We start from the raw sequence: 12,727 nt of genomic DNA, 5'->3' as shown, positions 1-12,727 counted from the left end.
ATATGAACCCTAACTACCTTATTTTAGTCATCTTAGGTATTGTTTTGGTTTCCTGCGCAACGGAACCGGAGAAGTTTGTTTCTGATAAACCCGAAGAAAGCCGGTTTACCAAAGTCACCTTGGTAGAGCGGCTGGATGAACCCATGGAATTTGAAGTACTGCAGGACGGCCGGATCATTTTTATAGAACGAAAAGGTAAAGTCCGGATGTTTGAACCGGCGACCGGCCTGGTAAAGGATATAGGCTCTATTCCAGTATATTTTGAGTCGGAAGACGGCCTCCTTGGTTTCGCAAAGGACCCGGACTTTTATAATAACCACTGGATCTATCTGTATTATTCTCCCGAGGGGAAGGAAAGTATCAATCGGTTGTCGCGGTTTACATTGGTATCGGATATCCTTGACCCGGATTCCGAGGCGGTTTTACTGGAAATTCCGCAATTTAGGGGCTGTTGCCACAGTGGGGGATCCATCGAGTTTGATAGCAAGGGCAACCTCTTTCTATCCTTGGGCGATGATACTACGCCGTTTGAATCGGACAATTACAATCCTATCGATGAAAGACCGGGACGACCGGAAAATGTGGACGCCCAGCGAAGTTCCTCGAATTCCAATGATTTGAGGGGTTCAATCCTACGAATCACTCCTCAGTCTGACGGCACGTACACCATACCGGATGGGAATCTTTTTCCGGCAGGCACGCCCAATACCCGGCCCGAGATTTACGTGATGGGCAACCGAAATCCATTTCGAATTTCGGTGGATCCGAAAAGCGGGTTTCTTTATTGGGGTGAGGTGGGGCCGGATGCTCAGAACGACAGCCTAGGCAGAGGACCCAGAGGCCATGACGAGGTCAATCAGGCCAAAGAAGCCGGATTTTATGGCTGGCCCTACTTTGTCGGAGACAATAAACCCTATTGGTATTATGACTTTGAAAAGGGGGAGAGTGTCTTTGCGTATGACCCCGCCGCGCCAGTGAATCATTCTCCCAATAATACGGGAGTGAATGTGCTGCCGCCTGCACAGGAGGCGATGATCTGGTATCCCTATGCCGATTCGGAGGAGTTTCCCATGTTGGGTTCAGGCGGCAGGAATGCGATGGCGGGACCGGTGTATTACCAAGACCTTTTTGCAGATACGGCGGTCAAATTTCCCAAGTATTACGACGGGAAGCTGTTTATCTATGATTGGATGAGGAATTGGGTCTTTGCCGTTCAGTTCGATGAGGAAGGTGATTTTGCAGGCTTGGAGGAATTTATGCCAACTACCCAGTTTGACAAGCCCATAGATATGCAGTTTGGTCCCGATGGGGCATTGTATGTGCTGGAATATGGCACCTATTGGAATTCCCAAAACGATGATTCCGGTATTTACCGGATCGAGTTTAACCCCGGAATCCGGAAGCCCATTGCCCGTTCCAGTGCGGATGTCAAGCAGGGGGCCGCACCTTTAGAGGTACAGTTCAGCAGTGCCGGGAGTATGGACCTGGATGGGGATAACCTTACCTTTGAATGGGATTTTTACGGGGATGGAAGTAATACCTCTCGGGAGGATGATCCGGTATTTGTCTTTGAACGGGTCGGCGAATTCAATACCATTCTTACTGTTCGAGATAGTGAAGGCCTGCAAAGCCAGACCATAATACCCATTGCCGTAGGGAATGAACCGCCGGTAATTCAGCTTACTTGGGAAGGAAACCGAAGTTTTTATTGGGGTAAACCTACGTTGTCGTATCGCGTTGACGTACAAGATAAAGAGGATGGTCTCATTTCAGAAAACGAGGTGGTGGTTACCTGGGATTTTCTGGAGGAAGGGTATGACAAAATAATTGCTGAAATGGGTCATCAGCAGTCCGAAAACAGTACGCAGGTTCTGGGGCAAAACCTGTTGGTGAAAAGCGGATGCAACGCCTGCCACGGCTTAGAAAACGCCTCCGTTGGGCCTAGTTACAAGGCTGTGGCAGAGCGCTATTCGGCCGTCACCGAAGCTCCAAAAATCCTCCTTCAAAAAGTGATTAACGGAGGTGGAGGTGTATGGGGTGATCGGCTGATGCCTTCCCATGCCCACCTGAAGGAAGGGGATATCGTTCAAATGCTCGATTATGTGCTGTCCCTCTCTCCAAAGTCAGCAATCAGTCAAAAAAACAGATTGGGTATTTCCGGAGAAGTGACGCTAGACCAACACCGTGCCCAAGGCACCTATCTGCTGACCGCCAGCTATCGGGATAAAGGTGCCAACGGAATTTCTCCCATCCTACGCCGGGAGCAGTTGATGCTCCGGCATCCTTTGGTCTTGGCTGCGAATGCAGATTTTTTTCACGGTGCCGCCAAAGCAAATTTTGAGGACTCCAGATTAGTCAAATTCACAGAGGACAAGTCGTATATTGGTTTCGAACGTGTTGATCTTAAGTATGTTGGTGGGATTCAATTATCCGTTGATCCTTCCAATAGAACGGGTTGGTTTGAAGTCAGACTTCATAGCCCTGACGGACCTATTGTGGGTAAAAGTGGGGTGATCAGCAACGAACTCAAACCGGAAAAAGAGACCGGGAAGTGGTTTGATGTTTCCGTTAAACTTGAAACTTATGATCAGGTAGCAGACTTGTACCTTGTGTTTCAGACCGAGACGGGTGTAAGCATATGGAGCTCATTTCTGTTGAACACGGTCTATTTTGACGGAAGGAGTTAAGGGACGTTTCGGTGATCAAACGGGTTTTCAAGTTTAAATCCGTGGTTTCGCCACGGTATTTGCCGTATGACGGCTTTGATAGTGGCTAAAGATTTTTTGGATTTTCCTCTATGCTTCCAAAACCGTGACTGCGCGTTCGGTTAGGCAGCATCTCAAACGGGTCGATAGTCCATTCTCTTATTTTTAAAATATAATATCATTTTTATTACTTAAGTTGAGTATATGTAACATTTAAAGCTGTACTTAGGTGATTTTATTGTTAAATTTAGTTATTTTTAGGAGATAATGTAACCCATAAATAATTGAATTATGATAAAGCATTATAAACCCAGAAAAGGCTTGTTGATCCATCTGGTATTGGCGATTTTGTTAGCCTTCTTACTTATTCGCTGGCATTTTTCAGACAAGGTGTTTCCGGATATTTTGGGATCAACCTCTTTTTTGTTATTTCCCTGTGCCTACCTTCTTTACCACCTGTTGAACACCAAGTATTGGATACAGGGTCAATCATTTTTTTATCGAGCAGGTTTTATGAAGGGGGAAGTGGACGTTGATTCAATTAAATCAATTGATGTTGGAATAACCCGGTGGGTAGGTGAACGGGCCGCGCTTGCCAACCGTGGCTTACTTATCAAATACAACCGGTACGACGATGTGTTTATCGCCCCTGCTGACGATGAGGAGCTAATTAGCGATTTGCTGGCACTCAACCCGGCCATACAAGTGAATCACGCAGCGAGAGCTTAAGCAGCCTGCATTTTGATTCTGAAATGGTTCTGGTTTAAAAGGTTAATTCTGCCCTTGAAAAGGCTACTGCCAAGCCTCCCAAAGCAGCTTGGATACCGTCCGCTTGAGCACATAGGATTCGTTGTTTTCCTCCCAGCGCTGGTCTTCGTTGTCTTTGGTGGCGATGTAAAACACATAATCGCCGCTGGGAGCATTTACCATAATCAATTCAGACCGGGAGGCGTTGACCATGCCTTGTTTGGAAGCGGTTTGTATATAGGGTGGTATCTGTGAAAGCGCGTTTTCATCGTAATAGATATTGGTCATCAAGCGGTACATGCGTTCGGACGCTTTGGGACTGACTACATCCCCGTTTCGGATTTTTACCAGCAGCTGGGCCATTTCCTGGGGAGTGGTCTGACCCCATCCATATTGTTCGCGGTTTGCTTCCCGTCCCGGTGTCCGGGAGTTTACCCGGGTGTGCACCAATCCGAGGTTTTCCATGAGTGCGTTGATGGCGGTCCCGCCTCCTGCGAGTGCCTGACACCAAAGTGACGTGGTGTTGTCGGAATAGGTGATCATTAGGGAAACCAATACGCTCAGGTCCGTTTCGGTGGAGTCCCTAAAAAACTGCATGAGTCCCGACCCGCCGTATTTTAGAGAATCGCGGTACAGTAGCGGTTGGGTATAGGACAGCTCTCCTTGCTCGATTTTATCGAACACTCCCACTAAGATAGGAACTTTGATGATGCTAGCGGTGGGAAACAGCGTATCGGCGTTTATAGCGATTTCTTCGCCGGTTTTCAGGTTCAGCGCATAAAGGCCTGCGGTGCCTCTAAAGGTAGTTAACTCCTTTTCGAGGATTGCCTGGAGGGTTTGGCTCTGAGAAACGAACGGGAGTATTACCAATGTAAAAAGCAAAACGAAAGCAAAATGGAAACTGCGCATGGCATAAAGCGAATTGATCGAAGGGAAAGTTACTATTGCAGGGGCATTCAAGCAAGTCTTGATGCTTGATTTTGCTTCGTTTTTTGCCGTAGTACGATAGGCGATGGCTTACAGATTGATCGGTTCGCGTTAACGGGGAGCGGCTGAGGCACTCGAAAGCGCCGATGGATTCACTTTCTGGCATAGGATTTTTGAAGAAAATTGACCAACTTAGGCTGATCAGCAGCGAAATCTTGCCCCCATTAACCTGTTTTGCCTCATGGAACTTCCGCTTGTTACCGTAGACGCATTCACCGATCAGCCATTTAGTGGTAATCCCGCCGGCATCTGTTTGCTGCCGGGTTCTCTTTCGCCGGAATGGATGCAGCGTATTGCTTCCGAAGTAAATCTGAGCGAAACGGCTTTTTTGGAGACCATCGACGAACAAAATTACCGTATCCGCTGGTTCACGCCTGAGAAGGAGGTGGATTTATGCGGGCACGCTACCTTGGCCTCAGCATTTCTGTTATATACCGCAGAGTTGGTCGATAAAGACAAGGAAATCGTATTTTCTTCTAAGAGTGGGCCCTTAAAGGCCTCTTGGCAGCAGGGAGATTTTGCCATCGTGCTGGACTTTCCCCTGATAGGTACCGAAGACGCCCTGCACCCTTACTTTTCGGAAATGTTTTTTGGACAGCAGGTTGTTGGAGCAGCCAGATTAAAGCGAAATTGGATTTTGGAGCTCGAAAGCCCTAGGGCAGTGGAGTATGTCACACCGGTTTGGTCTGAGCTTACCCATCATAGCGAGGAGGGGATTATCGTGACAGCCGCATCGTATGGAGACTACGACGTGGTTTCCAGGTATTTTGCCCCCAATCTGGGTATACCCGAAGACCCGGTGACCGGGTTTGCCCACTGTGCGCTGGTAGACTACTGGCACCGGAAAACTGGCAAGGAGCATTTTACGGCCTTCCAAGCCAGTAGCCGGGGCGGGGTACTTGGGCTTTCCCGAATCGACAATCGGGTACTTCTAAAAGGAAATGCGGTGAAAATGTTTGAAGGGTTTTTCACCTTGGAGATGTAGAAAAAAACGCTGCGGGAAGTTGCACCCCTTTTTGCCAGGTTGGTAGACGGGGTGCCGAATGAACACGGAAAAGCAGCCTAATCAATGGCATAAAATGGGATTTACGAGAAGATCTTTTTTAAAGGCTTCCAGTCTGGGTTACCTGGCCCTGGAAGCAGGCGGTAGCTTAGCCTGGGCTAAGACCGGCAAGTCATCCAATGAACTGGTTCGGGTTGGCGTAATCGGCTGCCGAAACAAGGGCTACAACGTGCTGCGGGAAATCCTGCGAACGGGTAGGGCGCTTTGTGTAGCCATGTGCGATGTGGACGATGAAGTGCTGCAACGTCGTGCCGCCGAGTTGAAGAAGGAAACGGGCCAATCACCCAAACTGTACGTTGATTTCCGGAAAATGCTGGAAAACCCAGAAATCGATGCGGTGATAGTAGGCAGTCCCGACCACTGGCATTGCCTGCATGCGGTGTATGCGATGGAAGCCGGTAAAGATGTCTATGTGGAAAAGCCCCTTGCCAATTCGATCCATGAGTGCAATCTCATAGCGGCCGCTGCACAGCGGTATGGACGGGTAGTTCAAGTAGGTCAACAACAGCGAAGCGGTGACGTTTGGAACGGCTTGATGGATTACTTAAAATCGGGGGCACTGGGTGGCCTTCGCAGGGTCAATTGCTGGGCGAATTTTGCCTATGGGGCAGGAGCACCGAAGGTTCCCGATACAGCCGTTCCGGAGGGGGTGGACTTTAGGCTTTGGCTAGGTCCCGCACCGGAGCGAACGTTCAATGCTTCCCGTTTTCATGGCAACTGGAGGCATTTTTGGGATTACGGAGGGGGACTGATGACCGACTGGGGCGTGCACCTCTTGGACATGGCGTTGTGGGCCAAGGATATTACGGAGGAGCCGACCAAGGTGAGCGGATTTGGCATGAACCTTAGCGGACTGGACCGCGCCAGGGAGACCTACGATACCCAGTCAGTTTTGTACCAAATGGATGACTTCCTTATCCAATGGCAGCAGAATGGAGGGATTGAGCGGGGTCCCTATGAGAAGTCCTATGGCGTAGAATATGTATGTGATGGAGGCACCATAGTCGCGGACCGGGAAGATTGGACCCTGTACCCGGAGGGAAAAGAAACGGATACTGAGCAAGCCGAGGCGTTTAAGTTGCGAAGTGGGCGCAGTGACATGGACCTACATGCGAACAATTTCTTGGACTGTGTACTCAGTAGAAAACTGCCAAACTGTTCGGTTGAGATCGGTAGGAATGTAGCTTTATACGCCCATTTCGGAAATGTACTCGCGCGAACAGGGGCCGGTTCCTTGGACTGGGATGCCACTCAGCAGCAATTTGTGGGCCATGCCCCTGCAAACGGGCTGATCGTACCTGACTACCATCACGGATGGAAACTTCCGGCGGTGTAGCTTTTTGTAAAAAAAACAGTACCAGGCAACAATGAAAAGGCTCAATCCTTAACGTCTTAGATAGGGGAGCAGTGCGGGAACTGGGTTTCAACTACTCCCCACAGTTTTTACGTTTTATCGGCTACGGAGTACCAGTTTACATTTTTGGTAAGTATCATGGTAACGATCAGGGCAATGAGAAGCCCCAAGCTTCCTATGAGCAGGGCATAGTCTTGGGATTGTAGCGTAAGGAATACAAATCCGTAACTCAGTGCCAGTATAGATCCCAGAACAGCTGTCAGGAGGCGACTTTGAAATAGGGGGATGGAGTATGCGGTGACGGTCAGTATAACCGAAAGTGCTGCAATAAAGTAGGCAATATTGAAAGCGGTATGTTCCGAAATCGACACCAATAGCAGGTAAAACAGGCAAATGGCAAAGCCTACCATGCCGTATTGGATGGGGTGGATGGGTTTGTTGCCTACTGTTTCCACCAGAAAGAGCATGAGAAAGGTCAGCCCAATGGTGAGGATGGCGTACTTGGCCGATCGGATGGCCTTTCGGTAGTGGTCCATGGGACTGAGAAAGTCCACGCCAAACTCGGCGTCGAATGGGGCTACCTGGAGATCCCCGCTGATCCAGGACTTGGGCAGATTTCGGTTCAGTTCAGCTATTTGCCAAATTGCTTCAAATCCTCCTTCCCCGATTTCACGCTCGATCGGTAAGAAATTTCCGCTGAATTTTGGATCTTTCCAAGTGGACTCCAAAGTGACAGCGGTGGATGCGCCCATTGGCAACACCCCCACACGTTCACTGCCGCGAAGACGAAAAGAGATGGTAAAGGGGATCTCCTTTGTCTGGGAAATATCTAACTGATTTAGCTGTACGTGAAAGCCACTTTCGTGTAGTTCGGGCACCAGGGAGCCCGGATGCACCTCGTAAATTTTGCCAGCCACCTGAACCATTACCGGGTCCTCAATACCTCTTAGGTCACTGATTCCGAAGGAGAGGAATGGGTGTAGACCCTCTAAAAAGGCGCGGCCGCTGCCAGCCAGATCCGGCTGTGGAATTATGCCTGTTAGCTCCCATTGAGAGGTGTATACGGCGGCTTCGTAGATGCCTCGTTTGAGGGTTTGGGGTTCTATGGAGCCTTTGATGAGTAGATTTTTTGGTGTGAGGTGTAAGTACTTTTTTGAGCCCTCTTTTTGGGTGGTAAGTTCGGTGTCAGTAGCTGACACTGGTATAGACCAAATCGGACCGGAAAGGGTTTGTCGGTTGGCCCACTGACGGTGGATTTCTTGCATTACCTCTTCGCTATAGCGCTGCCGTTCGTGGATGATTTCCTGGATAAAGGCAGTGGGAATAAGCAGTGCCAGGCCGAGAAAGCCGATTACCATGAGCTTAATCATCACCGAAAACCGGGAGATGAAGGATGTTTTTACCTGAATGGTTTCCATGATTAGTTTTGTTTAAAGTACTTTGAAATGCAAAGTCAATGGTTAAATTTTTTTACTTCAGTAGAGACTCAAGGGCAGCGAGATGTCGTTGAAATGCTTGTCGGCCGGCATCGGTTGCCCGGTATTGTGTCAGTGGTTTTCGGTCTTGAAAGGTTTTGGTATAAGAAACATAGTCGTTTTTTTCCAGTTGTTTGAGGTGGCTGGCGAGGTTGCCATCCGTTGCATGCAAGGACCTTTATGGACTTATCCCTTTTAGTCTGGCAGGCTAACGCTGCTGATGAAGCACTCATTTTTCATTAGGATCGGATAAGGTCGGCTTCGCTTGTACTGATTTTCCAAAGCGGCGGGGTGTTCGGTTGATGCCTCAGGCTATTGATTCCGCGCCTTTGGCGCTCCGATGGTGAACTTCCATTCTTCCTTGGGCGTTGCCCAAGGCTACTGATTTTGCACCTTTGGTGATGTTAATTAACTGAGTACCAAAGGAGCGACAATTAATGCCACCAATACCGCTCGGCATTTTCAACCTTATGCTTTTTTTGGCTCCAAATTTTAACAGGTTGGAAATCTGAATTCTTACAGATCCCTCCAATGTATTGAATCAATTTCTCATCAGTAACTTCATCAATGAACGGATACCCGTCCTCTGTACTAAAGGTATTATCAATGATTAGGGCGTTTGGTTTTTGGCTGAATCCGAGTAGCATAGCGCGTTTTTTGATTTTTTTAAAGGGAGCAAAATCAGTATATTTACCCTATGGATGATCATAAGCCCGAAGTCGTCAAAGAGCCAGATATGGCGTACGGCCTCTATTCCTATGCCGACTACCTCTCTTGGAATATGGACGAGGTGGTCGAGCTGATCAAGGGTAGAATTTTTAAAAAGGCCGCAGCAGCACCCAGAAGGATTCACCAAAAGGTTTCTATCGAATTGTCGCTTAGAATAGCTGGATTTCTAAAGGGTATGACCTGTGAGGTGTATAATGCCCCTTTCGATGTCCGATTCCCGAAAACATCCAGGGAAGATAAGCAAATTTTCGACGTGGTGCAGCCGGATATCTGCGTAATATGCGATCCCGCAAAACTGGATGATCGTGGCTGCTTAGGTGCACCGGACCTGATCGTAGAGATCCTTTCGCCCGGCAACAGTAAAACAGAACTGAAGCACAAGTACGAGCTTTACGAGTCGCATGGGGTTCGGGAATATTGGATTATTCACGCAGAAACCCACGACCTGCTAATCTACACGCTGGAAAATGGCCGCTACGTGCCTTCTAGGCTATTTACTTCCGGGGATGTGGTAGAATCACATGTGCTTCCTGGGTTTAAACTGGATTTGGAAGAGTTTTTTTCGTATATTAAGTAATTGACGCACTTAGGAAATAAACCATTTGAGTCCAAAAAACGTCCCTTATCCATTCTTAAACGATGGTTTATTTATACGAGATACTCTAGAGAGCAACATTGCTATCAGGGAGCTAATAAAATCGATAATTGGCTATGTAGTTGGTGTTTAATTTTTGGCTGAATCCGAGTAGCATAGCGCGTTTTTTGATTTTTTTAAAGGGAGCAAAATCAGTATATTTACCCTATGGATGATCATAAGCCCGAAGTCGTCAAAGAACCAGATATGGCGTACGGCCGGTATTCTTATGCCGACTACCTCACTTGGAATATGGACGAGGTGGTCGAGCTGATCAAGGGTAGAATTTTTAAAAAGGCTGCAGCAGCACCCAGAAGGATTCACCAAAAGGTATCGGGAGAGCTTTTTTTACGGTTGGGTGTTTTTCTGAAAGGAAAAGAGAAGTGCCAAGTATATTCCGCTCCGTTTGATGTTCGATTTCCAAAGGCATCCAAAGATGATAAGCAAATTTTCGACGTAGTGCAGCCGGATATCTGCGTGATATGCGATCCTGCAAAACTGGATGATCGTGGCTGCCTGGGGGCACCGGACCTTATCGTGGAAATCCTTTCGCCCGGCAACAGTAAAACAGAACTGAAGCACAAGTACGAGCTTTACGAGTCGCATGGGGTTCGGGAATATTGGATTATCCATGCAGAAACGCAGGATTTGCTCATTTACACGCTGGAAAATAGTCGCTATGTCCCTTCCCGGCTGCTAACTTCCGGGGACGTGGTGGAGTCATGTGTGCTTCTTGGGTTTAAACTGGATTTGGAAGAGTTTTTTAGTGATATTAAATAATACAGGCATCTTTGAAATAAAAAAATGAAAACGCTCTCCTTTATTGTACTGGTATTGGTGTCCCTGGGATTGGCTGGATGCCAGGGCACTCAAACCGACCGTCAAGATAACCTAAGTGCATCTGACCCAAACGACGGTTCTCTATCTGCGCGTAGGTCGCCACTAAGGGCGTTGATTGTGGATGGGCAAAACAACCACGAGGTATGGCCCAAATCTACCATCATGATGAAGCAGTACCTGGAGGAGACCGGGTTTTTTGAAGTAGACATCCAGAGAACCCAGTATACCTGGAATGCAAAGAGGGAATCCGACTACCTGCCCTTGGCGGGAGTAGGCGAAACAACCGACTTGGAGAACCCCCAAGCGGATCCGGATTTTTCCCCTGCCTTCGAGAATTACGATGTGGTGATTTCAAATTTTGGATGGAAGGCTGCAAACTGGCCCGAAAGCACCCAGCGAGCATTTGAAGCATACATTGCTGCGGGTGGAGGCTTTGTTTCCGTACATGCCGCAGACAATTCATTTCCCGACTGGCCAGCATACAACAAGATGATTGGTCTGGGTGGTTGGGGCGATCGTTCCGAAAAGGATGGGCCCTATGTCTATTATACCAACGAAGGGGAACTCGTACGGGACCACTCTCCGGGAAATAGTGGTGCCCATGGGCCCAGCCATATTTTTCCCATTACCGTGCGTGTCCAGGATCATCCCATCACGAGCGGAATGCCTGAGGTGTGGTTGACCACCAAGGATGAATGCTATGCCAAATTGCGGGGGCCGGCCGATAATATGACCATTTTGGCCACTGGAAAGGACATTTCGAGCAATCCGCCCACCGATCGGCACGAACCTATGTTGATGGTGGTAGACTACGGAGAAGGTCGAATTTTTCATACAACGCTTGCGCACGATGATTACTCCATCGAAAGTGTGGGATTTATCGTTTCTTTTGTAAGGGGTGCTGAATGGGCCGCGACCGGGAAGGTTACCATTCCCATACCTGCTGATTTTCCTAGCGCCGAAAAATCTACCAGTAGGGATTTTAAGCTGGAGTAGACTGGATTTGGGACGGATAGTTTGAGGTACCCCTGTTTCTGTGTACGAATGAATAGGATGTTTTAAACCATTGGTTTTAAGAAGAATGCGTACCTTCAATAGCCAAGCATGAGTCTTCATGCCTTTTTGATTTTGGGGCCTTCAAGGCTTTCCGTTTAAAAAATGGTTGAATTATTAGCGGCAAGCCAACAGCGGCAGAGATTTGGAGTTCATTGATTAATTTAGCAAAAAAATACAGTCTGGAGACTACAGACAGAGTTAGGCAGTGTGTATGCCAGCTTCTAATTCGTATTTTCTTAATTTTAGGTTTATGTATCAAATCAGTAAATTCCTGTCCTTGCCTTTTGATTTGCTTCAGAATACCCGGGAAAAGGTGCTTTTAATTGGTGCGTGTGCGGCTTTTACCATACTTTTTATTAACCTGTATACCCCATTTAACATCGACCAGTGGGAGCCAGATCAGGGGTTTAGCCAGTTTTTGCGTCTGTCTGGTTTTGGGGTAATCGGAGGTGTTTTTCTAGCATTTTCACAGTTACTTATTCAACCGTTGCTGGTAAAAGGCAATACTAGAATTATCCATTTTGTGTATTGGGTGCTTTGCGAGGTGACCTTGTTGGCGCTCCTTTTCCATGTACTATATGGTAGCGGTGATTCTGGTTTTTTGCGGGAGTATATTATAAGTTTTAAATATACTTTTCTGGGATTGCTGATTCCTTACACGTTGGCCTTATGTTTTATTTGGATTTTCAGAAAGCAAGAAGAGGAACAAAACGAACCAAAATCTCCGGTTTTCTCAAGTAGTCTAATACATTTTAAGGATGAGTATGGAAACAACAGGTTGGCATTGAAGCTTTCCAGTATTTTGTTTATCGAAGCGGCGGACAATTATTCCACGATACATTATGCAGACAACGGTACCGTCAAAAAGGAAATATTGCGCAATTCCTTAAAAGGACTCTCAGAGCAATTGAGGGATTTGCCGATAAAACGGTGCCACAGATCTTACTTGGTTAACATGCAAAATGTAAAGATGGTGAAAAAAACGTCAGGTAAAGTAAGCCTAATTCTGGAGTGTACTACCGCCGTTGTCCCTGTATCACGCAAGTTTATCCCTGAGTTTGGCCAACTATTCTCCTAGCTGGGGTTATTCGGCCCTAATTAAGGGAATTCACCCCTTTTTTTACCATATTTGGTTTT

Annotated in this window: 11 protein-coding genes; 8 read left to right on the top strand and 3 right to left on the bottom strand. The window is 47.5% G+C overall.

Annotation, left to right across the window (positions count from 1 at the left end; genetic code table 11):
• Positions 1 to 2: 2 nt before the first annotated feature.
• Together JJU34_RS18605 and JJU34_RS18600 are read left to right on the top strand one after the other, a co-directional pair.
• Entirely contained in the window at positions 3 to 2,687 is a 2,685-nt protein-coding gene (locus JJU34_RS18605) for a PQQ-dependent sugar dehydrogenase (RefSeq protein WP_228693924.1), read from the top strand.
• 309 nt (positions 2,688 to 2,996) lie between these two features.
• On the top strand, positions 2,997 to 3,434 hold the full coding sequence (locus JJU34_RS18600; protein ID WP_228693923.1) for a PH domain-containing protein: 438 nt from the start codon (positions 2,997 to 2,999) through the stop codon (positions 3,432 to 3,434).
• Between the two features lie 63 nt (positions 3,435 to 3,497).
• Here JJU34_RS18600 and JJU34_RS18595 read toward each other — a convergent pair whose 3' ends face one another.
• Complete coding sequence (locus JJU34_RS18595) at positions 3,498 to 4,361, bottom strand: serine hydrolase (protein WP_228693922.1); 864 nt, start codon at positions 4,359 to 4,361, stop codon at positions 3,498 to 3,500.
• Between the two features lie 259 nt (positions 4,362 to 4,620).
• Here JJU34_RS18595 and JJU34_RS18590 point away from each other — a divergent pair, with 259 nt between their 5' ends.
• A complete protein-coding gene (locus JJU34_RS18590) occupies positions 4,621 to 5,424 on the top strand; it encodes a PhzF family phenazine biosynthesis isomerase (protein ID WP_228693921.1) in 804 nt (267 codons plus the stop codon).
• 58 nt (positions 5,425 to 5,482) lie between these two features.
• Positions 5,483 to 6,838, top strand: a complete 1,356-nt coding sequence (locus JJU34_RS18585) for a Gfo/Idh/MocA family oxidoreductase (protein WP_228693920.1) — start codon at positions 5,483 to 5,485, stop codon at positions 6,836 to 6,838.
• Between the two features lie 107 nt (positions 6,839 to 6,945).
• On the opposite strand, the gene creD is transcribed toward JJU34_RS18585, so the two are convergent.
• Both creD and JJU34_RS18575 read right to left on the bottom strand, forming a co-directional pair.
• Positions 6,946 to 8,274, bottom strand: coding sequence for a cell envelope integrity protein CreD (gene creD / locus JJU34_RS18580; protein WP_228693919.1), 1,329 nt, complete (start codon positions 8,272 to 8,274; stop codon positions 6,946 to 6,948).
• Positions 8,275 to 8,326: 52 nt separating this feature from the next.
• Positions 8,327 to 8,503, bottom strand: coding sequence for a transcriptional regulator (locus tag JJU34_RS18575; protein ID WP_228693918.1), 177 nt, complete (start codon positions 8,501 to 8,503; stop codon positions 8,327 to 8,329).
• A 525-nt stretch (positions 8,504 to 9,028) separates the two neighbouring features.
• Between JJU34_RS18575 and JJU34_RS18570 the strand changes: the two genes are divergently transcribed.
• The 4 genes from JJU34_RS18570 (at position 9,029) to JJU34_RS18555 (ending at position 12,668) form a co-directional block, all read left to right on the top strand.
• Entirely contained in the window at positions 9,029 to 9,637 is a 609-nt protein-coding gene (locus JJU34_RS18570) for a Uma2 family endonuclease (protein WP_228693917.1), read from the top strand.
• A 225-nt stretch (positions 9,638 to 9,862) separates the two neighbouring features.
• The gene (locus JJU34_RS18565) at positions 9,863 to 10,474 is read left to right on the top strand and encodes a Uma2 family endonuclease (RefSeq protein ID WP_228693916.1); all 612 of its coding nucleotides are present in this window, start codon (positions 9,863 to 9,865) and stop codon (positions 10,472 to 10,474) included.
• Positions 10,475 to 10,498: 24 nt separating this feature from the next.
• Complete coding sequence (locus JJU34_RS18560; protein ID WP_228693915.1) at positions 10,499 to 11,530, top strand: ThuA domain-containing protein; 1,032 nt, start codon at positions 10,499 to 10,501, stop codon at positions 11,528 to 11,530.
• A gap of 310 nt (positions 11,531 to 11,840) precedes the next feature.
• Positions 11,841 to 12,668: a LytTR family DNA-binding domain-containing protein gene (locus tag JJU34_RS18555; protein ID WP_228693914.1), complete on the top strand. Its 828-nt coding sequence runs from the start codon at positions 11,841 to 11,843 to the stop codon at positions 12,666 to 12,668.
• Positions 12,669 to 12,727: the final 59 nt, after the last annotated feature.

This window comes from Lunatimonas sp. (assembly GCF_020832325.1).
In the GTDB taxonomy this organism is placed as follows: domain Bacteria; phylum Bacteroidota; class Bacteroidia; order Cytophagales; family Cyclobacteriaceae; genus Lunatimonas.
This window is presented reverse-complemented; position numbering and strand designations above follow the sequence as displayed.

Coding starts and splice junctions, on each gene's coding strand:
- JJU34_RS18605 (WP_228693924.1), top strand. CDS start 3: ATGAACCCTAACTACCTTATTTTAGTCATCTTAGGTATTGTTTTGGTT.
- JJU34_RS18600 (WP_228693923.1), top strand. CDS start 2,997: ATGATAAAGCATTATAAACCCAGAAAAGGCTTGTTGATCCATCTGGTA.
- JJU34_RS18595 (WP_228693922.1), bottom strand. CDS start 4,361: ATGCGCAGTTTCCATTTTGCTTTCGTTTTGCTTTTTACATTGGTAATA.
- JJU34_RS18590 (WP_228693921.1), top strand. CDS start 4,621: ATGGAACTTCCGCTTGTTACCGTAGACGCATTCACCGATCAGCCATTT.
- JJU34_RS18585 (WP_228693920.1), top strand. CDS start 5,483: ATGAACACGGAAAAGCAGCCTAATCAATGGCATAAAATGGGATTTACG.
- creD (WP_228693919.1), bottom strand. CDS start 8,274: ATGGAAACCATTCAGGTAAAAACATCCTTCATCTCCCGGTTTTCGGTG.
- JJU34_RS18570 (WP_228693917.1), top strand. CDS start 9,029: ATGGATGATCATAAGCCCGAAGTCGTCAAAGAGCCAGATATGGCGTAC.
- JJU34_RS18565 (WP_228693916.1), top strand. CDS start 9,863: ATGGATGATCATAAGCCCGAAGTCGTCAAAGAACCAGATATGGCGTAC.
- JJU34_RS18560 (WP_228693915.1), top strand. CDS start 10,499: ATGAAAACGCTCTCCTTTATTGTACTGGTATTGGTGTCCCTGGGATTG.
- JJU34_RS18555 (WP_228693914.1), top strand. CDS start 11,841: ATGTATCAAATCAGTAAATTCCTGTCCTTGCCTTTTGATTTGCTTCAG.